This is a genomic window from Streptomyces sp. NPDC029044, from assembly GCF_040637495.1.
Classification (GTDB): Bacteria; Actinomycetota; Actinomycetes; order Streptomycetales; family Streptomycetaceae; genus Streptomyces.
This window is the reverse complement of the sequence record NZ_JBEZWN010000077.1, coordinates 1-21,035: the sequence shown is the minus strand read 5'-3', so window position 1 is coordinate 21,035 and position 21,035 is coordinate 1. Positions and strand designations below refer to the sequence as shown.

The window sequence follows — 21,035 nt, the reverse complement described above, 5'->3', positions numbered from 1 at the left end:
GACCGGCGGCACCACCCAGTGCCCCGGGCCCCGCACCATCGAGGTAGCCACTGTGTCACTCGACTCCGTCACCCAGAACGTCGACGAAGCCGTCAGCGATTTCTTCGAACCCATAGCCAAGTGGCTCGGGGATGTCGTCTTCTACACGGTTCCCGTCGGCGGAACCGACCTCCCCCTCATCGTCGCCTGGCTCGTCGTCGCCGGTCTGGTCTTCACCGGCTGGTTCGGCCTCGTGCAGGTCCGCAAGTTCAGACTCGCGCTCGACGTGGTGCGCGGGAAGTACGACGAGAAGGGGTCGGCCGGCGAGGTCAACCACTTCCAGGCGCTGACCGCCGCCGTCTCCGGCACGGTCGGCCTCGGCAACATCGCCGGTGTGGCCGTCGCCGTCTCCATCGGCGGCCCCGGCGCCACGTTCTGGATGATCCTGTGCGGCCTGCTCGGCATGGCCACCAAGTTCGTCGAGGTCACCCTCGGCGTGAAGTACCGCGAGGTGCACGCCGACGGCACCGTCTCCGGCGGTCCGATGCACTACCTGCCCAAGGGCCTCGCCGACCGCTTCGGAAGCGGCGGCGCCAAGCTCGGCAAGGTGCTCGCCGTCCTCGCCTCGATCATGGTCCTCTTCTTCGGCCTGTTCGGCGGCAACCTGTTCCAGACCAACCAGAGCTACGCGCAGATCTCCTCGACCTTCGGCGGCGAGGACGGCTTCCTGGCCTCCTCCGCCGGTGCCGTCCTCTTCGGCCTGGTCGTCTCCGCGCTGGTCGGGCTCGTGCTGCTCGGCGGCATCCGCTCCATCGCCTCGGTCACCAGCCGGCTGGTGCCCGCGATGGCCGTCATCTACATCGTGGCCTGCCTCGTCGTCATCCTGGTCAACGTCACCGCCGTGCCGGACGCCTTCCAGACCATCCTTCAGGGTGCCTTCGAGGCCGACGGCGTCGCGGGCGGTGTGCTCGGTGCCCTGATCATCGGTTTCCAGCGTGCCGCGTTCTCCAACGAGGCCGGTCTCGGCTCCGCCCCGATCGCCCACTCCGCGGTCAAGACCAACCACCCCGCGAGCGAGGGTCTGGTCGCCCTGCTGGAGCCGTTCATCGACACGGTCATCATCTGCACCATGACCGCGCTGACCATCGTCATCGCCAACCCGGCGAGCTGGGGCGAGGCCCGCGAGGGCGAGAGCATCGGCGGCGTCACCATCACCTCCGACGCCTTCGAGACCGTACTGCCCTGGTTCCCGGCCGTGCTCACGATCGCGGTGCTGCTGTTCGCCTTCTCCACGATCCTGACCTGGGGCTACTACGGCCTCAAGGCCTGGTCGTACCTGTTCGGCAAGAGCAAGGCCAGCGAGACCGTCTTCAAGGTCGTCTGGAGCCTGTTCGTGGTCCTGGGCGCCCTGATGTCCCTCGACTCGCTGATCAGCCTCGCCGACTCCGCGCTCTTCCTGCTGTCGGTCTTCAACATCATCGGCCTGTACCTGCTCGCCCCGGTCGTCAAGCGCGAGCTCGGCTCCTTCCTGGAGTTCGTCCGCGCCCGCAAGGCCGGTGAGATCAGCGACGACGGCGACGAGGACCAGGAGTCGGTGAAGACCACCGTCTGACCGCCCCCGGCGGCCCGGCTCCGGTACGGGCCCGTGCTCACCTCGCGCCTTGGTGAGTACGGGCCCGTACGTCTGCCCGGGAGCGACCGCCTACGAACGACCGTCGGACTCCGCCCCCTCGCGCCGCCGGTCCAGGTAACCGATGGCCGGGGTCGCCAGTACCCCGTGCAGTACTACCGAGATCACCACGGTGAGGGCCACGACCGCCCACAGCTCCCGTTCCAGCCCGCCGAAGGAGTCCTGCCCCAGGGCGTAGGACAGGTAGAACAGCGAACCGATACCCCTGATCCCGAACAGGGCGACCACTGCGCGCTCCTTCTTCCCCATAGCGCTCCCCGCCTGAGCCAGCCACCCGGTCAGCGGCCGTACCACCAGCAGCACCAGGACACCGACCAACGCCCCCGCCCACGTGAGGGCGGACAGAGCGCCGGACGCCACGTACCCACCGAGCAGGAACAGCAGTACGGCCGTGAGCAACCGCTCGATCTGCTCGGTGAACTCGTGCAGCACCTTGTGATAGCCATGGCTGCGCTCGGCGGCCCGGATGACGCAGGCGGTCACGAACACGGACAGGAAGCCGTAGCCGTGAAGCACCTCTGTGATGCCGTACGACAGGAAGGTTGCTCCCAGCGCCACGAAGCCCTCCATGTGCTCGGACAGCCGCAGCGCCGACTTGCGGACCCGGAAGAACATCCACCCCAGCAGCCAGCCGACACCACCCCCGACGGCCAGCCCGACAGCGCACTTGCCCAGCAGGTCGGACAGCGCCCACGAACCGATCCAGTCCGCCGACCACCCCGTCCCGGCCGCCGCGGCGAGGGCGATCGCCGCGTAGACGAACGGAAAGGCGAGTCCGTCGTTGAGCCCCGCCTCGCCGGTCAGGGAGAACCGCACCTCGTCCTCATCACGCTCGGTACCGAGCGGCTCGCCCACGCGCACCTCACCGGCCAGCACCGGATCCGTCGGCGCGAGCACGGCCCCCAGCAGCAGCGCGGCCGCGGGCGGCCAGTCCAGCAGCCCCCAGGCCAGCAGGGCGACCACCGCCACGGTCAGCGGCATCGTGATGCCGAGCAACCGCCACATGCTCGACCAGCGGCGCCAGCCGAAGGGCCGGTCGATGGCGAGCCCCGCGCCCATCAGCGACACGATCACACACACCTCAGTCGTGTGTTCGACCCACAGGCGCTCACGGACGGGATCCACGGCCGGTACACCCACCGGCAGCAACTCGATCAGAACGCCCGCGGCGAGGAAGACCATGGGCAGGGACAACGGCCTCCTGGACACCACCCGGGGCAGCACGGCAGCCCCCAGTGCGCCCAGGCCCAGAAAGACGTAGACCCCGTCCGAAAGCGTCACTGCGACCTCCTGCCCGACGTGATCACTCCAGGCCAGGTGTGTACCCCGTCCGAACCGGTCCCTCGCCCGAGTACGTCACCGAGCCCGCTGCCCGCCCGTTTGCGGCCCCCGAGGTGGGGGTGGGCCGACGGGCCGGCTCCGGTTAGGGTGTGCGGAACGCGTCAAGCAGGGCGCGGGGTGTGCCGGGAAGTCTGGTCGGCGTCCGTAGGGCCGTGTGCCCATTTTTCGCCGACACCCCGGAGGTTCGCCGCTTTGGCCGCCACCCCGCCCCGCACCCCGTTCCTCGGTCTTCTCTCCTGGCCCGAACGCCAGGCGGTGGCCCGCGCCCTGCGCACCGAGACCGTGGGCGGACTCGTCCTGCTGGCCGCCGCGGTCGTCGCACTGGTGTGGGCGAACACCCCGCTCAGCGGCGCGTACACCACCGTCCGTGACTTCCACTTCGGGATACCCGCACTGGGGCTGGACCTCTCGGTCGGCCACTGGACCTCCGACGGACTGCTGACCGTCTTCTTCCTTGTCGCCGGGATCGAGCTGAAACGGGAACTCGTCGTCGGCTCCCTGCACACCCCGGCGACGGCGGCGCTGCCCGTCATCGCCGCGGTGTGCGGCATGGCCGTCCCCGCCGCCTTCTACGCCCTCACGGTCACCGTCGGTGGCGGGAGCACGGACGGCTGGGCGGTCCCGATGGCCACCGACATCGCCTTCGCGCTGGCGGTGCTGGCGGTCATCTCCACCCACCTGCCGACCGCGCTGCGGGCCTTCCTGCTGACCCTCGCGGTCGTCGACGACTTGGGCGCGATCCTGATCATCGCCGTCTTCTTCACGTCGGAACTCAACTACTGGGCGCTGGCGGGGGCGCTCGCCGGGTTGGTCGTCTTCTACGTCCTCCAGCGGCGACGGGTGCGGGGCTGGTGGTGGTACGTGCCGCTCGGGGTGGCGATCTGGGCGCTGCTGTACAACGGCGGCATTCACGCCACCGTCGCCGGGGTCGCCATGGGCCTGATCCTGCGCACGGTCCGCGACGAGGAGGAAGAGGAGGCACCCGCGGAACGCACGGGTCATCTGCTGCACCCCTTTTCCGCCGGCGTGTGCGTGCCGCTGTTCGCGCTGTTCGCCGCCGGGGTCAGCGTCTCCGGCGACGCACTGGGCAAGGTGTTCACCACCCCCGAACCCCTCGGAGTGATCGCCGGGCTCGTCGCGGGCAAGATCATCGGCATCTTCGCCGGCACCTACCTAGCCGCCCGCTTCACCCGCGCCCGGCTCAACCCGGACCTGGCCTGGGCCGACGTCCTCGCCCTGGCCACCCTGGCCGGAATCGGCTTCACGGTCGCCCTGCTCATCGGCGAACTGGCCTTCCCCGGCACAGCCGTCGGCGAGCACGTCAAGGCCGCCGTCCTGATCGCCTCGCTCACCGCCGCCCTGCTGGCGACCCTGCTCCTGCGCCGCAGGAACGCCGTCTACCGGCGCCTGTACGAGGAGGAGAACATCGACGAGGACGCCGACGGCATCCCCGACGTCTACCAGCGCACGGGAGCGGGCAACGCATGACGCCTTCCACTCCGTGCCGTCACCTGCTCACCGCGGGGGCCGTACCGCTGGTCTGAACCGGTTGGTGCGTCAGGCGACCTCTGTCGCCTCCGCCCGTCCTCCAGCCGGCTGTTCCGCAAAGTGCTTCCACCAGCTCGCCCAGGAAGAGGTCGGCTGTCTCCTGCTGCCCGGGATCACCCGATCCGGCAGGTGGAGGGCCGGCCCCTTTGGTAACTTCGTGCCCTGTGTGAGGGGAGCCGGTCATTGTGCCGACTCGGGGGCAAGGGGCAACCATGGGGAGCACGCTCAAACCGAAGCTCGTCTTCGTTCACGGCATCGGCAAGCCGCGGGACCCGGACGAAGAACTGGTCGAGTGGAAGCGGGCGTTGGCTGGTGGGGCGCGTGCCGCGAATCTCGCCTCCGGCATCTCCGCGCTGACCATGGACTGGCTGGCGGACTGCTCGTTCGCCTACTACGGCGACCTCTTCACCGACGGCGAGCCGCAGAGTGCCGGCGGACCGGGCGACCTCGACGACGAGGAAGCGGCCATCGTCCTCGGGCTGCTCGCCGAGTTCCTCGAAGAGGAGGCGGAGCGGCCGGAGAACCGAGGCGACCGGGCACTGGCCCGGGTCCGCGCCCAGTTGAGCCCCGACGGGCAGCCGCAGGGTTTCGGTGGGGCCGGGCGTCACCTCTGGGCGATGGCGACCGCGGTGGTCGCGGTGCCCGGAGTGGCCCATGCGGCCCGGTGGGCGTCCGCGAGCGACGTACTCCGCACCTGGTCCCAACCCGCACGCTATCTGCGGCGCAAGGACAAGGACGAGCTGAAGACGACACTCGACGAGCGGATCAGGGCGCGGATCCTGGAGTGTCTGGACCCCGCACGGCCCACCGTCGTCGTCGGGCACTCCCTGGGCAGCGTCGTCGCGTTCGAGGCACTGGCGTCCTACGAGGGTCCCGTGCCGCTGCTGGTCACCATCGGTTCGCCGATCGCGACCAGTGGACTCGTCTGGCCGCGGCTGAAGCCGCGGCCGCCCGCCACCCCCAAGTGTGTCGATCGCTGGCTGGACTTCTGGGACGGCGACGACGTGGTGGTGCCGAGGCGAAGGCTCGCCCATCGCGTCCGGCCGAACGAACGAGGGGTCAAGCCGACGCCGTTGCAGCTCGAATCCCGGATGTGGTGGGTCCACGGGGCGACCACCTACCTGGGGCGTGCCGAGGTCGCGGAGCCGGTGATGCGGACGCTCTCCGCCGTGTCCACCACCCTTGAGGGGGCTCTTGCCGAGACGCATTCCCCTGCCGGGACGGACGCTTCCGCCACCACGGCCGATGCCGCGGTGAGTTCATGACCGCACGCCGGCCGACGACGGTCCGGCACGCCCTGGTCGTCGCGACCCAGTGCCCCGCCGCGAAGCAACACCTCACTCATCTCGTCACCAGAGCTGAGGAGTTGCACCAGCTCCTCACCGATCCGGAGATCGGGGCCTGCCTGCCCAGCGACCCCGACGACGACCCCGTACTGCGATCCGGCAAGGTCTCCGCACGGCAGATCGAGGACGGGGTCAAGGCCGCGGCACGCCAGGCGCACGACACGGGCGCCGAACTGGTGCTCGCCTTCCTCGGCCACGGCCAGACACCCATGGGCAACTCCACGCTCTACTACATGGCGGACGACACCCTGGCCGGGGACGCGGCCAGTTCCGTCCAGGTCGGCGCACTCGTCGCCGATGCCGGGGACCTGTCCGGCGTCAGAGGCGTGATCACCCTCATCGACACCTGCCACGCCGGCGCCGGTGCCCCCGACGCCAGAGCACTGGCGGGCGGCTTCGCCCTCGGGAACAACCGACACTCGCTGCTCATGGCGGCGTCGGCCCACCAGAGGGCCTACGACCTCGACTTCAGCCGCGAACTCGCCTCGCTGCTGCGCCACGGCATCCCGGACGGCGGTGAACTGCTGCGGGCCGGCGCCCTCAAACTGGCGCTGACGAACAACATCCTGAAGCAGAACTGCGAGGTGTCCGGGAGGGACGGCGACCCGGACGCGGTCGAGGAACTGTGGGTCGCGCTGAACGTGCAACGGCCGAGCTGGACGCCCAGTCGGCACATCGGCGACATCGGCAGCCAGGACCTCGGCGAGGCACTGGACGCCTGGCCCGGGCGCCCGGCCCCGGCCGGCGGCTGGACCCATCGGGCACTGCGGGCACTCCGTGATCAGGCAGCGGCCTCCGAAGCACCCGGAGCCCTGCGGGTACGGCAGGTGGCCGACGGGCTGCTGCATGCGCAGACCACCGTGGACATGGTCCACGCGTGGGCCGGCCGGGCCCTCACCACCCCGGCGTTGCGGAGTGTGGTCGCCGACGTGAACGCTGTGTACGACGCGGTCGATCCGTTGCTCGATCCGTTGCGCCCGCCGAAGTGGATCGAGGGCACCACCCTGTTGCAGTACATAGCCGAACACGCGGCGCTCCGCGTGTCCGTCGCGGGCAGTCCCGTTGCACGCCTGGCACAGGCCGTCGCCGCCATCGCCGACCGGTGCGGCCTGGACTCCCACGACGAGCGGGTCGACGCCTGGGCGCAGCGCGTGAGCGGAGTCATCGAACTCAGTGACGCCGTGGCACGGCAGGCCGCACTGCGTCGGGACCGCAACTGGCGGCTGGTCATCAGCCTGCACACCGCGCGTATCGACTGGCCGGAGTCACTGTCGGTGTGGTTGCGTGACGGCGAGCGCGGCGAGCACCACGAGGAGTTTCCCTGTGAACCCACCCGAGCCGGGGTCGAGGCCCGACTCCCGGAGATCATCCGATGGGCGTGGAAGAAGGTCCCGTCAGGCGCCGGGATCAAGAACATCGACGTGGTGGTCCCCGCCCCGCTCCTGCTGAGCTGGGAACCCGAAAAGGCTTCCGCCGGCCGGTCCGCGCTCGGCGCGGGTCACACGGTGGTACTGCGCTGGACCGGACGGCTCGCGGTCCCGGGCTATCTCGCCGGTATGAACGAGAGCGACCGGGACCGGCTGGAGCAGCTGGAGGAACGCCGCCCCGGTGACGGCCGCGCACCGGTCGACTGGCTGGCCGACGGCGACATCCGCGACACGGCACTGCTGACGGAGCGTCTGAGGTGGGGGGTCTACGAGGGTGCCATCGGCCTGGACCACCGTCCACCGCACCTCGCGGAGCTGATGGAGACCCTGCTGACCCACACCCCGATCCTGCTGTGGCCGCGCACGGACGACGGCGTGGACGGCCAGGGCCGCGCGTGCCTCGACGCGTACTGGGAGCGGCTGCCCGACCAGTTCATCGAGGCATACCGGCGTCGTTGGCGCGCCGAGGTGGGCGGACCCGCCCGTCCGGCCGGACCGGGAGACGAGTACCTCGCGGGGCTGGCCGGAATCCGGGCCGCCTGGCACGACCTTCCCTGGCTCGACTTCTGCCGCTGGTTCGAGCAGCAGCCCCCGACCCCTCAGTGGAGCGCGTGATGTCCTGGAACACGTACTACGTCGGAGACGGCACCCCCCGTGAGGTGAAGCTGCCCGATCCACCCCCGTGGCGCACCTTCCCCCGCACCTCCGACCAGCACGTGTTCCAGCCCCCCGAAGGCCTGACCGACGCCGTCAACGCCGCCCTCTACCTGCACCGTCCTCTCCTGATCACAGGATCCGCGGGTACGGGGAAGTCCACCGTCATCGAGCAGGTCGCCGCGGAACTGAAACTCGGGCCCGTACTGCGCTGGCACATCACGTCCCGCAGTACGCTGCCGGACGCGCTGTACCAGTACGACGCGCTCGGCCACATCCACTCCCTGCGCCTGCGCCAGACCCTCTACGAGGGGCGACGTACGGGACGCGCCAGGAGCCGTGGCTCGGCCCGGACCGAGCGCACCCCGCCCGTCGACGACATCGCGTCGTTCCTCACACTGGGGCCCCTGGGCACCGCGCTACTGCCCGGTGAACGGCCTCGGGCACTGCTCATCGACGAGATCGACAAGAGCGATCTGGACCTGCCCAGCGACCTCCTCGACGTACTGGAGCGCGGGGAGTTCAGAATCCCCGAACTCGTACGCCATCGGGTGCGCAGCGCGCCGGTCCGCGAATGGGGCGAGGACGAGCGGACCTGCACCGTGCCGGACGGCCGTGTGCAGTGCACCCGGTTCCCGTTCATCGTGATGACCAGCAACGGCGAACGCGACTTCCCCGCACCCTTTCTGCGCCGCTGCATCCGCTACACCATGCCCACGCCGACCGTGGACACACTCCGCGACGCGGTCGCCGCTCATCTCGAGCAGGAGGTGCCCGACTCCGGTCCGGTGCCGGATCTCATCAGGGAGTTCGCCGCGCGTATCGCCAGGGGCGACGCCTTGGCGGTCGACCAACTCCTCAACGCGGTACGGCTGGTCAGCGACCCCCAGGCGCCCAGCGGCACGCAGCGCGACCGTATCCTGGACCTGCTGCTGCGTGAACTCTCCGGTGGCTGAGGCCCTCGACGCGCTGGTCCGCGCGCTGGCCGGGGCCCTGGGCGAGGACGCGGACGCGGACGCGATAGCCGATGCCCTGTGGCTGGCCGCCGCCCCCGCCGCCGCTTCCGCCGGGGCGAGCGACGGCCCGCCCGGACCGGCACCTGCCGACGCCACGGGGCAAGAGCCCGAGCCGCCGTCGGTGGCCGACACCGAGGCACCGGCCTCCCCGCACCCCGTCGCCCCGGAGGACTCAGGAACGGCCGTTCTCTACGAGAGGCTGCCGGACGCCCAGCCGGCGGCGGGCGTCTCGGTCTCGGTCCCGGGCGGCCGGGATCTGCCGCGCGCCCTGGAGCTCCGCAGAGCACTGCGGCCCTTCAAACGTCGCTACGCCCGGGGCCGGCGCCTGGATCTCGACCTGGACGCGACCGTCCGCGACTACCGCCGCACCGGGGAGCTGAGCCCGGTGCTGGGCCCCGCCCCCGAACCGTGGTTCGAACTGCTCCTGGTCGTCGATGCGTCGCCCACCATGGCCGTCTGGCAGAACACCATCGCGGAGTTCACCACCCTCTTGGCCGGGCTGGGGGCCTTCCGCCGGGTCCGCGCCTGGAGCCTGCGGCCGGGCCCCGACCCGGTGGTCACCGATCACCAGGGCAGGCCCGTCGCTCCCGGGCAGGCGGTCTCCGCCGACGGCAGACGCCTGGTGGTGGTGGTCTCCGACTGCGTGGCGCCCGGCTGGCGGCGGCCGCAGACCTGGCGGTTGCTGCGTGGTTGGGGAACGAAAGGGCCCGTCGCACTGCTCAACCCGTTGCCGAGCCGGCTGTGGCACCGCACCGGCCTCGACCTCCCCGCGATCCGTGTCGGACAGCGCCGGCCCGCCCTCCGGAACACCGACCTGACCTTCCATGTCCCGCTGCTGCTGCGCACACTGCCGGGAGCCGGGGACGCGGACTGGCAGGCGCTGCCCACCCTCACGTTCTCCCCGCACTCCCTCGCTCGCTGGGCGGAGACCTTCATGCGCGGGTCGCCCCGCGGGTACGACGCGGTCCTGGTCCCCAGCACCGGCATCGTGCCCAGCCCCTTCCCCACGCCGAACGCCGAAAGGCGCCCCGGTCCCGACCCCACGGAGGTGTTCCTGCGTACGGCGTCCCCGTTCGCCGTACGCCTGGCCGCGCTGTCCAGCCCCTTCGGCGTGCTGAGCCTCCCGCTCATGCACCTGATCCGCCAGCAGCTTCTTCCCGAGGCGAGCGTCGGCGACCTGGCGGAGGTGCTGACAAGTCCGTTCGTGACCGTCCAGCCCTACGAGGACGGGCCGCCGGTCATCGTCTTCGACGACGCGACTCGCGAGCGGCTCACGTCCCTGCTCAGTCGCCGGGACGCGTGGCGCACGTACGACGCCCTCAGCCGGCACATCGCGGCGAGGGCTCCCGGTGGCGCGCAGGACGTCCAGGCGACCGCGACGTTCGAACCGGAGCGGATGCCGCCCGCGCTGTACCCCTTCGCCCGTGCGTCCAACGAGTTGCTGGCACTGCTGCGGGCAGGGGCGCAGAGAGTGCCGGCACCTGCGCGGGAACGCCCGGCGCTCCCCGCGCCCGTGCCGACCGACCTCATGTCGACCGCGCCCGTCCCGACCGCCTCCGTGCCCACCGACCCCATGCCGGGCCGGCGCCTGCCCGACCCGGCACACAGCACCGCGTTGCTCATCGGGGTCTCCCGTTCCGGAAAAGGCTCACTGCCCGGCGTGGAGGCGGATCTCGCGGGGATGCGATCGTTCCTCACCTCGCCGGAAGGCTGGAACCTGCTCCCCGACCGCTGTGTCTCCCTCGTCAACCCCAGAGGGGCGGCAGAGGTCTTGGACGCGGTCACCCAGGCGTGCGACACGACCGACACCGTGCTGCTCTACTTCGCGGGGCACGGAAGGGTCGACAAGCGGGGCCGAGCCGCATGGCAGCTCGCCACGGACGAGGAGCCCGACTCGCGCGTCTCCGCCTTGTTCACGTTCCGCCGCATCGCACACATCCTCGATCATCCGAGGTTCCGTCACCTCATGCTGATCCTCGACCACGACGGGGGCCCGGAAGCCTTCCAGGAACTGGAGAGCTGGGATCCGCAGACCGGGCAGGGCCCTTTGGGGATGCAAGTGCTGTTCGCCGACAGGGCGCGGGACATCACGAGCGAGAGATCGCTGACGGGAGAGCTGCTGAGAGTCGCGACCGTGGGTGTGCCGAACGGTCCCGAGTTCCTGGACCTGCACACCATCAGCACGTACCTGAGCAACTCCGGCACCCTGCCACGCCCCCACGCCAGGGTCAGGTTCGACGGCCCTTCAGCGCCCGCCTTCGCGCGCAATCGGGCCGGGGAACTGCCGGCTTCCTCGACCGGGCCGAACGAAGACGAAGGCGTCGGCGCCACGGAGCCCGTCGACCCCCTGTACGAGTCGGTCCGGCAAAGCCTGCGGTCGGCACTTCCCCGTACCTACCAGGGCGTGTACCGGAGAGAGGCGGACCGTCTGCTGCGCGCGCTCCTCGCCTTCGCGGAGAGTTTCATCGACGGAGCCGAACAGGCGGACAGCGAGGCGACGTTGGCCGACGCGGTTCAGGACTACCTCGCCGATCGGGAGATCTTCACCGATCGCGAGATCCACCCCGACGTGGATGTCGGCTGGTCCTCAGAAGCGGGCCTGTTCGAAATCCGTGTCGCGCGTTACGGGGCGGGGCGCAGCTGGAACGCCGAACCCTCGGTCAGCTTCGAACTGGTACTGGATCACGAGGGCCGGGCCTGGATGACCGATCTCGTCGAATGTGTCACCGCGGACACCTCGGAAGCCTTCCCGGGTGATGAGAAATCCTGTCTCGTGGTCATGCGGCTGCCTGTCCCACGGCACCGCGTCCATGACGCCGAGGCAGCAGCCGTGGACCAGGATGAGCCCGAGATCGACGATCCGTCACTGGGCACGAGGTGGTTCTCGCGTGACGACGTGTCGGACGCGGTGGATTCGGCCTGTGAGCGACTCCTCGGCGAAGCCTTCGCGGACGCGTCCGACGCCGACGCCATGGACGGCGCCTGGGCCCTGCACGGGGTGGCGCTGCCGCCCGGTCTCACGGACGTGACGATCCAGGACATCACTCCGGACACGCAGTCGATCATCTGGGACACCGTGGAGGAGTATGAGGAAGGCCTGGTTCTCGGGCAGGTGACGGTGGATGTCCGCCTGGTCCTCGAAGGACTCATGCACAAGAGCGACTACGCCCTCACCATGCGCGAAGTGCGGCTGCTGTACGAGGTCAACGATCACATGGTGGAGGTGAGCGTGGAGCGGAGCGCCCAACTCGTCTTCGACGCCCGGCGGGAATCAGAGGATCTCGAGCTGGAGTTCCGCGGCACGAACGCTGTTGAGCCCAACCCGCACGACTTCGGGTGACAGTTGATCGGTACCCCACGGCTCGACCCACAGGCAGAGCATGCTGCTGGTCTCATTGCTCACGCTTGTCTTGGACACGTTCGTACCCTAATCAGCGACACGACCGGCCGGACGAGTCCCAGCGGGTCGCAGCGGGTGGTGCCGGATGAGTGGTGGGAGTTGTTCCAGCGCGTGGTGCGGGAGGCGCCGTCGCGGCCCAACTGATCGTTTCAGAGTGAGGTTCGTAGGCGGCGAAAACAGCTGAGGCTGCCAGCTGTTTCGAGCGGGACCGTGGACGCCTGAGGCCTAACGCAGTGCGGCGGCGACCAGTCCTTCGACGGCCTCGCGAGGTACTTGCCCGCCGTTCACCAGTCGATCGAAGACCAGTCCGTCGATGCAGGTCAGCAGAGTGTGAGTGCGGTTCTCGACGTCGGTTACGCCGTGCTTGGCGAGGAACAACCGGACGGCGTCACGGCCGGCGTTCTCGCGGGGTACGAGGATCTCGCGCAGCTCTGTGTCACGCACGCTCTCGACCGCGCAAGCGTGGCGGGCGAGTGAGCGCCGGCGGCCCTCGCCGGTGAGTCGCTGTCGGGTGAGCGTCACCATGCCGTCCACCAGATCCTCGACGGTACGAAGGGGTGGAAGCTCGTCGGCCGTCGTGTGAAGTTCCGCCTGGTCGAGTTGGACCAGGCGGGCGACGAGTCCGGTCAGCAGGGCGGCTCGGGTGCGGAAGTAGGCCGAGGTGGTGCCGGGCGGCATGGCTGCTCTGCGGTCGACCGCGCGGTGGGTCAGACCGCGCATTCCTTCGTCGGCGAGGACGTCGAGAGCTGCGTCTGCAAGAAGGGTGCGCCGATCCGAAGCCATGCCCCCTTTCTACACCCGTAGAGACTCGGGATAGAGTCGACTTCTACAAATGTAGAAGAAGGGGCTCCGCCATGGGCAACACGGCAGTGGTGGTCGGAGGGGGAATTGGCGGGCTGGCCGCCGCAATCGGCCTGCACCGCATTGGCTGGGACGTGACGGTCCTTGAGCGTTCGTCCCTGCTTGAGGACGCGGGGGCAGGCATTTCATTGGCTGCCAACGGCCTGCGGGCATTGGACGAACTCGGAGTCGGCGGGGCGGTTCGGGACGCGTCGCGAGGCCAGTACAGCGGCGGCACTCGAACGCCCCGGGGCGGCTGGCTGGCCAGGATGGACGGCTCGGCGCTGGAGAAGGCGGTGGGCACGCCGATCATGGGCCTTCCCCGTTCCGCCTTGCACCGACTGCTACGCGAGGCATTGCCCGCCGGGGCGCTAGTGATCGGCTCCGAGGCGGCAACGGTCGAGCAGGCCGGCTCGGGGACAGTTCACGTCGGCTGCGGCACCACGGTCCTGGAGGCCGATCTGGTAGTGGCGGCCGACGGTATAGGCAGCACAGTCCGCGACCAACTCTTTCCAGACCACCCCGGCCCGGTCCACAGCGGCTCGACGGTGTTGCGGGCGATCACCGAGCACGCGGTCGATCTGCGTACCGACTTCGAGCTGACCTGGGGCCGGGGTGCGGAGTTCGGACACATCGCTCTCCTGGACGGGAAGGCCGAGTGGCACGCGGTCCTCAGCCTCCCCGCCGGTACGCGGTTCGCCGACCCGCTGACCGAACTGCGCCGACGATTCCACACCTGGCACGACCCGATCCCCGCTCTACTCGACGCAACCCGGCCCGAGGCCGTGTTGCATCACGACGTGAACGAACTCCGCACGCCTCTTCCCTCATACGTGGTCGGTCGGATCGCGCTGCTCGGCGACGCGGCCCATGCGATGACCCCCAACCTGGGACAGGGCGCCTGCCAGGCCCTGGAGGACGCGGTCACTCTGGCCGCCGCCCTCGATGCCGAGTCCACAGTCGAGGCCGCGCTCGCCCGCTACGACGCCGAGCGCCGGCCACGGAGCCAGACCGTCGCGCGTGCCGCCCGGCAGGCCGGGAAAATGGGCCAGCAACTGTCCCACCCACTGGCCGTCACTCTGCGGAACACGGCGATGCGCCTGACACCGTCCCGGGTCGCCATACATATGATCCTGCGTCACCACGCGTGGGTCCCGCCGTCGCTGAACTGATCTGGCTCGCGTCCGCCACCTGACAGGGACTTTCTGTGACGAGTCGAGCTGCGGGTCTTGCCGTTGGCGGTCACGGCGGGCAGGGCAAGCCAGAACTCACCGTCGGCACTGTGACGGTGTGCCCGCACGCCTGACGCCGACGCTGGCGCTGGGCGTGGCTCGGCCGAGTTCGTCGTTCGGGTCGTCCGCGACGGGCCAGCTCCGCCCGCGGGCGGCCAGCGACCTGGAGTTCGCCGGCGACGAGCTGCGGCCCGGACTGGACGCACTCGGGCTGGCGCGCATCCAGGAGGACACGACGTCCGGTGTCCGGCGGGGGCGCGCGCCCGCCCCCGCCGGGGTCACCTCAGCGGTGGCGGGCGCCACGCCGGGGCGACGGAAGCCGGAGCAGCGCAAGCTCGGTCAGCGGAAGTCGGCTCGGCGCGAGCCCGTTCATCGGTCAGCGGAAGTCGGCTCAGCGCGAGCCCGGTCAGCGGTCAGCGGAAGTCGGCTCAGCGCGAGCCCGTTCATCGGCGGCCGGCTCAGCGGAAGTCGGCTCGGCGCGAGCCCGTTCATCGGCGGCCGGCTCAGCGGAAGTCGTCGGTGTGGTCGCGGGCCCACTGTGCGAAGTCGCGCGGCGGGCGGCCGGTCGCCTCCTGGAAGTCCGGCCACGGCTTCAGCAACTCCGACCAGTCCTCCTCGGAGTAGCCGTCCTCGCCGCTCGCCTCCGAGCCGTCGTAGTCGGCGTACCCGAGGAAAAGGTCGGCGTGCCCGGCGGCGAATCCGCCCTGGGCCTTCATCAGCTCGCGGGCCTCCTCCCGTGTCACCTCCTCGAACCGAACCTCCTCACCCAGCGCCGCGCCGATCGCGGCCACCTGCTCCCTGACCGTCTGCACCGCCGGCCCGGTCAGCGTGTAAGCCTTGCCGACGTGCCGGTCCTCCAGCAGCCCGGCCACGATCACCGTGGCGATGTCCTCCTCGTGCACCGGCACGCCCTGCTCGTCGGGGAACGGGTACCGCACGACCCGCTCGGCACGAACCGACGGCCCCCACAGGTGCAGCTTGTTCGTCATGAACTCGCCCGGCCGCACATGTGTCCACTCCATGCCGGAGTCCTGGACGATCTGCTCCACCGGGTTGACGCTGTGCCCGGTCGTGACGGCCGCCGCCGACAGCACCGTCGCCCGGCTCACGCCCGCCGCGCGGGCAAGCGCGATCGTCTCGGCCGCCGTGTCCTCCACCGGGAACACGTGCATCCGGTCGACACCGTCGAACACGCCCCGCAGGGAGGCCGGGTCCTCCAAGTCGCCGCGGACCACCTCGACCCCGGCGGGGAAGTCGGCGCGGGCCGGGTCGCGCGTCAGCACCCGCACCGCCACCTCGCTGCCTGATTCGAGCAACTGCCGCACCACACACCGGCCGACCCCGCCGGTGGCACCGGTCACCAGAATTTTCATAACCTCATCCTCGTTCCTGCCTTGCATTCGCTCTGCGTTCCTGCGGTTTTCCCGCTGTCGCGGGAGCCCGCGCCGTCTCACGGGGGAGACACGGCGCGCGCAGTCGTGCGAGGCCCGGGTGGGGCCTCAGGCAGTGGCCATGTCGAGCCCTCCGTCCACGGTGACCATCTGCCCCCGTCACCAGGGCATGCTCCGCCGACCCCGGCATGGTGATCCACGGGGCGATCTCCTCGGGCTCGGCGACCCGGCCGAGCGGCACCGTGCCGGCGACCCCGGCCAACAGACCCTCCGCCTCTTCGCGGCTGAGTCCGTTCGCCTTGTACGCCTCGGTGCGCACGAACCCGGGCGCCACCGCGTTGACGCGGATGCCTCGGTCGCTCATCCGCGGCCCAGCTGCGGGTATGCAGGCACGGCTCCTGCGTCAGACGGACACACAGGTCTCACACAAACAACGGTACGGGATTCAGGAGTTGCCTGGGCGTCTTGAAACTCCCGACAAAAGTGGCGGGCTTGACCTGGTCAGAGGTGGGTGTCGTGCACGCGGCCGCCGGACAGCGGCGTGGTCAGCCGCGTCATCGCACGCGATAAACCTGGCGACGTCGGCGATCACCCCCGGGATACTGGTCGCCCATGGATGAGGTCGAAGTCGTCGTCGCCCATTCCGAGCGCGCGACTCTGCGCGTCGGCGACGTGTTCTTCAAGGTGGATGCCGACCAGGCGCGCATTGACGTGGAGGTCGAGGCGATGTCCCTCGCGCCGGTCCCGACCCCGGAGGTCCTGTGGCGCAAGCCGCCCGTGCTTGCGATCGCCGCACTCCCGGGGACGACGCTTGGGCGCCTCGGCGGGCCGTCGACCGGGTCGTCGGCGGCGTGGGCCGCGGCGGGCGCCGCCATCCGGAAGCTGCACGAAGCGCCGCTGCCGCCCCGGCCGGGCGGGGCTGGCCGGAGCATCGTCGCGCTGGCGGCGGAACTCGACGACGAGTGCGAGTCACTCGTGACGAACGGTGTCCTGCCCGCTGACCTGGTCACCCGAAACCGCCAGGTCGCCGAGGCCGCGCTCCGGCCGTGGACTCCGGCGTTCACGCACGGCGACCTCCAGATCGCGCATGTCTTCGTCGACGGCGACGAGGTCACGGGCATCATCGACTGGTCCGAGGCGGGCCAGGGTGATGCCCTTTACGACCTCGCCACCTTCACGCTCGGACATGAGGAGCACCTCGACGACGTCCTCGTCGGCTATGGCACCGACATCGACCTCGGCGTGATCCACGCGTGGTGGTCGTTGCGAAGCCTGCTGGCAGTTCGCTGGCTGAGCGAGCACGGCTTCGACCCGTTCGCGCCGGGCTGTGAGGTCGACGTGCTGAGGTCCAGGATGTGAGGCTGCGCGGGCCCGCCCCGACTGCTGCGACTGCGTGCTGACGCATCGAGCAGGCCATCCCCTGGGGCGATCGCTCGCCCCTGCTCTCAACAAAGTGCAGTGCGCAGTCCTCGCCAACAGATGACGGCGCAGCCAAGGGCGACGAACGCGTGGTGGGCGTCGTCGCGGATCTCCCAGCGGATACGCAGGCGGCGGAACCAGTGCAGCAGCGCGATCGCTCCTTCCACGACCCAGCGGTACACGCGCAGGCCGGAGCCGTGCCCGGTGCCGCGCCGGGCGACGGGAAGCCGCCGTACCGGGAGATGGCCAAGCGGGCGGGTTACTCCCTCACCGCGATGTCCCAAGCGGCGCCCGGCGATCAGCTGCCCTCGCGGGCGGTGGTGAGGGCGTACGACGAGGCACCGAATGCCGACCCGGACGAGTGGGAACGGCGCTGGCGGGACGCGGACGCCGAGGTCCGGGTGCCCGCGCCGGACGAGAAGCCGCCGTACCGGGGACTGGCCCGCTTCGAGCCGGACGACAGTGGCCTCTTCTTCGGCCGGGAGGCACTCGTCACCGACCTGATGGAGCTGCTGCGCGAGCACCGCACGGCATGGCGATCACCGCCGACGGCGGACTCCGGGTGAACCTCGACCGCGGTGACGTGGGCGTCCCGGCAGCCGGGGCCCAGGCGGTGGTCCTCTCCAGGAAGACGATCACGCCCTGGCTGTCCGCGTTCGGAAAGCGTGTCCAGCGGGAGACGATGACGCCCAGCCCATCGGCGGCGGGGTGACGTCCGCCTGACTGGTACTCACGGCGGCCGGGCCGACGGACAGGGGCGCCGACGGCTCCTCCCGGTAAAGGGAGGCCGGACCGGCGGCGATGAGCTGGGCGGCGACGCGCCTCGTCCATCTTCGTGCGGCGCTGCGGAACATGCGGCTCTCCAAGGGGAGGAATCGGTTGGGGTTCGCGGCCGCGGCTACTTCATTCCCGTGGTGGCGATTCCCTTGACGAGATAGCGCTGGCCGACGAGGAAGACGATGAACACCGGGATCAGCGTGACGACGGACATCGCGAACAGCGAGCCCCATGAGGCTCCGCTGGTGGCGTCCACGTAGTTGCGCAGGGCCACGGGCGCTGTCTGCAGTTCGGGTTTGGTCAGGTAGATCAACTGGCTCACGAAGTCGTGGTGTCGGTCGCACGCTCCCGGAGTCCCCGAGGTCCCTTCGAGGCCGCCGAGCACAATCCGGTCCTCACCCACCGCAGCACGGCTCATCCCGTCCAGAACGTCGGTCATGCCGACCTGGTCGAGCGTCCTGACGGGACATGGGCGGCGGTGTATCTCGGCACGCGGCCGCGAGGCCGCATTCCCCGCTTCCACGTCAACGGGCGTGAGACGTTCCTCGCCGATGTCTCCTGGGTGGACGACTGGCCGCAGTTCGAGCCGGCGAGGCGCCATGTCCCCACGGGACAGCGGGATTTCGAGGACGACTTCTCCGCGCCCGGTCTGCACCCCAGGTGGGTCTCACCAGGACAGCGTCCCGACCGGTTCGTGCACAGCACACCGGAAGGGGTGGTCCTGGGGCACGCACCGAGCGAGACCGGCGAGCCATCGGGGCTGTTCACGCGGGTCGGCGGAGACCACTGGGAAGCCGACTTCGTCGTCGACCCGGAGGAGGGCGAGTTCTTCTCTGAACTACCGAGGGTGCCCCGTGCTCAGGTGAGGGGACGATCAGTCCTGAGAGGAGGGACAGGAGAGCGGCTGCGAACTGCCAGGGTGTTAGTTTCCTTCCCGTGTTAAGACACCAGGACGAGACCAGGGCGGCCTATGACGGGGTCGTCGACCTGTACGCGTCGATGTTCGCTAATCGGCTGGAGACGCAGCCATTCGCGCGGAACATGATCGGCACCTTCGCCGAGCTCGTGCGTGCCTCGGGGAACCTGCGGGCAGCCGACGTCGGGTGCGGCCCCGGTCATCTGACGGCCATGCTGCACGACTTGGGGCTGGACGCCTTCGGACTCGACCTCTCCCCGGCGATGGTCGCCCACGCCCGGCGAGCCCATCCGGCGCTGCGATTCGACGAAGCGCGAATGGAAGCCCTGCCTGCCGAGGACGGCACACTCGGCGGAGTGCTGGCCCACTACTCGATGATCCATACCCCACCTGGAGAATTGCCCGCGCTACTCACCGAGCAGGTGCGTGTCCTGGCACCAGGGGGCCTGCTCCTGGTGTCCTTCTTCGGGACCGAGGGACCGGAGCCGGTCCTCTTCGACCACAAGGTGACGCCCGCCTATAGCTGGCCGGCGGACCGGTTCGCCGAGCTGCTCGCCGAGGCCGGACTCGTCACGTTCGCCCGGCTGCTCCACGACCCAGCGTCCGAGCGGGGCTTCCTTGACACCCATTTGCTGGCCCGCCGCCCGTAGGGCGTGGCTCGTGGCCTGGATCGGGGTGGTGTAGATCATCCGCGTGGATGAGGCTCGACTAACTTGAAGGTCCTCTTGCCGTACTGATTCGTGTCGCGATCTGGCTGAAGCGCGGCATGCCGAGATCGATCACTTGGCGTTGACGGACTTGCTCTGCATCGAGCTGGGTGAGCTTCTCCTCTGCGCTGGCGAGGCTGACTTGAGTCGGTGCTATACGCTGCTCAGCGCCAGCGAGGCACGTATGACGACCGGAGGGCAGAGATGTCTTCACATGTGGCGTCCGGTGATGAAGTGACGTCCGGACTCGACCGGCGCACCGAGTTGAAAGAGTTCCTGCGGTCGCGCAGGGCCAGGCTCCAGCCCGAGGACGTAGGCCTTCCCTCGCACGGGCGGCGGCGGGTTCCCGGACTGCGGCGCGAGGAGCTGGCGCAGCTGGCAGGGGTGTCGTACGCGTACTACGCGCGCCTCGAGCAGGGATACGGCGAGACCATGTCGGCCGAGGTCATGGATGCCATCGCCCGCGCTCTGCGCCTCAACGAAGAGGAGCGGGAGCATCTGGTTCGGCTGGCCCGACCCGAGCGCCGGAGCGCGACGCAGGCCGCGCCGCCGCAGCAGCCCCTGCGGCCCAGCGTGCAACACCTGCTCGACGCGCTCGGGGTGCCCGCCTACGTCGTCGACCGGCGCCTGAACATCCTGGGGTGGAACCGGCTCGCCACCGCCGTATTCGGGGACTGGGGCCCGTTGCCGCCGGATGAGCGCAATGCGGCCCGGCTCGCCTTCCTCTCGTCCGAGGCACGCGAGAGGTTCGCCGATCCGGACGGCACTGCTCTGAGAGTCGTGCGAGCGTTGCGCATGAATGCCGGCAAGAGCCCCGGGGACCCGCACTTCTCCTCTCTGATCCAGGAGTTGTCGCAGAAGAGCGAGGAATTCCGGCAGCTGTGGGCACGGCATGAGGTGAGCTGCGGGACCGTCGGCGAGACCGTGCGGATCCGGCACCCGCTGGTGGGAGAGTTCGACCTCGTCAACGAACCCATGGCACTGCCCGGGGGCGCCCCGATGCGGTTGATGACCTACCACGCAGAGCCCGGCTCCCGCTCGGAGGAAGCCCTGCGGATGCTGGCCAGTTGGGAGATGGAGCCACTGCCCTGAGCCTCCCTGACCTGCTTGTCACTCGGTCAGCCCCCGATGGCCGACATGGGCGCCGGGGCCGAGCCGCGCTTCTCCTCGCCCTCGGCGGTCAGCTCGAAGCGGGTGCGCAGGGAGGTCAGGATGTCCCCGGCGGTGATCATGCCGTCGCGCTTCCAGCCGTGCTGCGCGTCCAGCGGCATCTGCTCGATGAAGCGCAGTTCGTAGTCGTGCTCCACGGCCCAGGCCAGGAGGTCCGGGGCCTCGTCGTCGTTGAGGCCGGG

At 70.0% G+C, this 21,035-nt stretch carries 18 protein-coding genes and 2 pseudogenes; 13 read left to right on the top strand and 7 right to left on the bottom strand.

Annotated elements, in window-relative coordinates; genetic code table 11:
- Positions 1-52 precede the first annotated feature (52 nt).
- Positions 53-1,591: an alanine/glycine:cation symporter family protein gene (locus tag AB0E85_RS35115; RefSeq protein ID WP_361936127.1), complete on the top strand. Its 1,539-nt coding sequence runs from the start codon at positions 53-55 to the stop codon at positions 1,589-1,591.
- A 90-nt stretch (positions 1,592-1,681) separates the two neighbouring features.
- Here the strand turns inward: AB0E85_RS35115 and AB0E85_RS35110 are convergent, their stop codons facing one another.
- Positions 1,682-2,950: a cation:proton antiporter gene (locus AB0E85_RS35110; RefSeq protein ID WP_361936125.1), complete on the bottom strand. Its 1,269-nt coding sequence runs from the start codon at positions 2,948-2,950 to the stop codon at positions 1,682-1,684.
- 252 nt (positions 2,951-3,202) lie between these two features.
- On the opposite strand from AB0E85_RS35110, the gene nhaA reads away from it, so the two are divergent.
- The 5 genes from nhaA to AB0E85_RS35085 all read left to right on the top strand — a co-directional run bounded on the left by nhaA (position 3,203) and on the right by AB0E85_RS35085 (position 12,341).
- Positions 3,203-4,498 (top strand): Na+/H+ antiporter NhaA, encoded by a 1,296-nt coding sequence (gene nhaA, locus AB0E85_RS35105; protein ID WP_361936123.1) that lies wholly within the window; start codon positions 3,203-3,205, stop codon positions 4,496-4,498.
- Between the two features lie 272 nt (positions 4,499-4,770).
- Positions 4,771-5,823 carry an alpha/beta fold hydrolase gene (locus AB0E85_RS35100; RefSeq protein ID WP_361936121.1) on the top strand — a complete coding sequence of 351 codons (1,053 nt, stop codon included), beginning with the start codon at positions 4,771-4,773 and terminating at the stop codon, positions 5,821-5,823.
- Positions 5,820-7,946, top strand: coding sequence for a hypothetical protein (locus AB0E85_RS35095; protein ID WP_361936118.1), 2,127 nt, complete (start codon positions 5,820-5,822; stop codon positions 7,944-7,946). Before AB0E85_RS35100 ends, AB0E85_RS35095 begins: the two co-directional genes overlap by 4 nt.
- Positions 7,946-8,941, top strand: a complete 996-nt coding sequence (locus tag AB0E85_RS35090; RefSeq protein ID WP_361936115.1) for an AAA family ATPase — start codon at positions 7,946-7,948, stop codon at positions 8,939-8,941. Before AB0E85_RS35095 ends, AB0E85_RS35090 begins: the two co-directional genes overlap by 1 nt.
- Positions 8,922-12,341 (top strand): SAV_2336 N-terminal domain-related protein, encoded by a 3,420-nt coding sequence (locus tag AB0E85_RS35085; protein ID WP_361936112.1) that lies wholly within the window; start codon positions 8,922-8,924, stop codon positions 12,339-12,341. Before AB0E85_RS35090 ends, AB0E85_RS35085 begins: the two co-directional genes overlap by 20 nt.
- A gap of 285 nt (positions 12,342-12,626) precedes the next feature.
- On the opposite strand, the gene AB0E85_RS35080 is transcribed toward AB0E85_RS35085, so the two are convergent.
- Positions 12,627-13,184, bottom strand: coding sequence for a TetR family transcriptional regulator C-terminal domain-containing protein (locus AB0E85_RS35080; protein ID WP_361936109.1), 558 nt, complete (start codon positions 13,182-13,184; stop codon positions 12,627-12,629).
- Between the two features lie 71 nt (positions 13,185-13,255).
- Between AB0E85_RS35080 and AB0E85_RS35075 the strand changes: the two genes are divergently transcribed.
- Positions 13,256-14,413: an FAD-dependent monooxygenase gene (locus tag AB0E85_RS35075; RefSeq protein ID WP_361936106.1), complete on the top strand. Its 1,158-nt coding sequence runs from the start codon at positions 13,256-13,258 to the stop codon at positions 14,411-14,413.
- 563 nt (positions 14,414-14,976) lie between these two features.
- On the opposite strand, the gene AB0E85_RS35070 is transcribed toward AB0E85_RS35075, so the two are convergent.
- Entirely contained in the window at positions 14,977-15,846 is an 870-nt protein-coding gene (locus tag AB0E85_RS35070) for an NAD(P)H-binding protein (protein ID WP_361936104.1), read from the bottom strand.
- Positions 15,847-15,850: 4 nt separating this feature from the next.
- On the bottom strand, positions 15,851-16,228 hold the full coding sequence (locus AB0E85_RS35065) for an SDR family oxidoreductase (protein WP_361936101.1): 378 nt from the start codon (positions 16,226-16,228) through the stop codon (positions 15,851-15,853).
- 248 nt (positions 16,229-16,476) lie between these two features.
- Between AB0E85_RS35065 and AB0E85_RS35060 the strand changes: the two genes are divergently transcribed.
- Positions 16,477-17,223: a phosphotransferase gene (locus AB0E85_RS35060; RefSeq protein WP_361936099.1), complete on the top strand. Its 747-nt coding sequence runs from the start codon at positions 16,477-16,479 to the stop codon at positions 17,221-17,223.
- Positions 17,224-17,309: 86 nt separating this feature from the next.
- On the opposite strand, the pseudogene AB0E85_RS35055 reads toward AB0E85_RS35060, so the two are convergent.
- Positions 17,310-17,510, bottom strand: a pseudogene (locus tag AB0E85_RS35055) (IS5/IS1182 family transposase); the annotation flags it as partial.
- A gap of 15 nt (positions 17,511-17,525) precedes the next feature.
- On the opposite strand from AB0E85_RS35055, the gene AB0E85_RS35050 reads away from it, so the two are divergent.
- Both AB0E85_RS35050 and AB0E85_RS35045 read left to right on the top strand, forming a co-directional pair.
- Positions 17,526-17,849, top strand: coding sequence for a hypothetical protein (locus AB0E85_RS35050; protein ID WP_361936097.1), 324 nt, complete (start codon positions 17,526-17,528; stop codon positions 17,847-17,849).
- Positions 17,816-17,995, top strand: a complete 180-nt coding sequence (locus AB0E85_RS35045) for a hypothetical protein (RefSeq protein ID WP_361936094.1) — start codon at positions 17,816-17,818, stop codon at positions 17,993-17,995. Before AB0E85_RS35050 ends, AB0E85_RS35045 begins: the two co-directional genes overlap by 34 nt.
- Before the next feature lie 186 nt (positions 17,996-18,181).
- Here the strand turns inward: AB0E85_RS35045 and AB0E85_RS35040 are convergent, their stop codons facing one another.
- Positions 18,182-18,499, bottom strand: coding sequence for a hypothetical protein (locus AB0E85_RS35040; RefSeq protein WP_361936158.1), 318 nt, complete (start codon positions 18,497-18,499; stop codon positions 18,182-18,184).
- Between AB0E85_RS35040 and AB0E85_RS35035 the strand changes: the two genes are divergently transcribed.
- From AB0E85_RS35035 to AB0E85_RS35025, 3 genes are all read left to right on the top strand, one after another.
- Entirely contained in the window at positions 18,389-19,003 is a 615-nt protein-coding gene (locus tag AB0E85_RS35035; RefSeq protein ID WP_361936092.1) for a family 43 glycosylhydrolase, read from the top strand. The genes AB0E85_RS35040 and AB0E85_RS35035 overlap by 111 nt on opposite strands.
- Entirely contained in the window at positions 18,997-19,626 is a 630-nt protein-coding gene (locus AB0E85_RS35030; protein ID WP_361936090.1) for a class I SAM-dependent methyltransferase, read from the top strand. Before AB0E85_RS35035 ends, AB0E85_RS35030 begins: the two co-directional genes overlap by 7 nt.
- A gap of 261 nt (positions 19,627-19,887) precedes the next feature.
- Complete coding sequence (locus AB0E85_RS35025) at positions 19,888-20,775, top strand: helix-turn-helix transcriptional regulator (protein ID WP_361936087.1); 888 nt, start codon at positions 19,888-19,890, stop codon at positions 20,773-20,775.
- Between the two features lie 50 nt (positions 20,776-20,825).
- On the opposite strand, the pseudogene AB0E85_RS35020 reads toward AB0E85_RS35025, so the two are convergent.
- Positions 20,826-21,035, bottom strand: a pseudogene (locus tag AB0E85_RS35020) (GTP 3',8-cyclase MoaA); the annotation flags it as partial.

Coding starts and splice junctions, on each gene's coding strand:
- AB0E85_RS35040 (WP_361936158.1), bottom strand. CDS start 18,499: ATGACCGACGTTCTGGACGGGATGAGCCGTGCTGCGGTGGGTGAGGAC.
- AB0E85_RS35100 (WP_361936121.1), top strand. CDS start 4,771: ATGGGGAGCACGCTCAAACCGAAGCTCGTCTTCGTTCACGGCATCGGC.
- AB0E85_RS35080 (WP_361936109.1), bottom strand. CDS start 13,184: ATGGCTTCGGATCGGCGCACCCTTCTTGCAGACGCAGCTCTCGACGTC.
- AB0E85_RS35090 (WP_361936115.1), top strand. CDS start 7,946: ATGTCCTGGAACACGTACTACGTCGGAGACGGCACCCCCCGTGAGGTG.
- AB0E85_RS35060 (WP_361936099.1), top strand. CDS start 16,477: ATGGATGAGGTCGAAGTCGTCGTCGCCCATTCCGAGCGCGCGACTCTG.
- AB0E85_RS35075 (WP_361936106.1), top strand. CDS start 13,256: ATGGGCAACACGGCAGTGGTGGTCGGAGGGGGAATTGGCGGGCTGGCC.
- AB0E85_RS35050 (WP_361936097.1), top strand. CDS start 17,526: ATGGCCAAGCGGGCGGGTTACTCCCTCACCGCGATGTCCCAAGCGGCG.
- AB0E85_RS35045 (WP_361936094.1), top strand. CDS start 17,816: ATGGCGATCACCGCCGACGGCGGACTCCGGGTGAACCTCGACCGCGGT.
- AB0E85_RS35095 (WP_361936118.1), top strand. CDS start 5,820: ATGACCGCACGCCGGCCGACGACGGTCCGGCACGCCCTGGTCGTCGCG.
- AB0E85_RS35070 (WP_361936104.1), bottom strand. CDS start 15,846: ATGAAAATTCTGGTGACCGGTGCCACCGGCGGGGTCGGCCGGTGTGTG.
- AB0E85_RS35025 (WP_361936087.1), top strand. CDS start 19,888: ATGTCTTCACATGTGGCGTCCGGTGATGAAGTGACGTCCGGACTCGAC.
- AB0E85_RS35065 (WP_361936101.1), bottom strand. CDS start 16,228: ATGAGCGACCGAGGCATCCGCGTCAACGCGGTGGCGCCCGGGTTCGTG.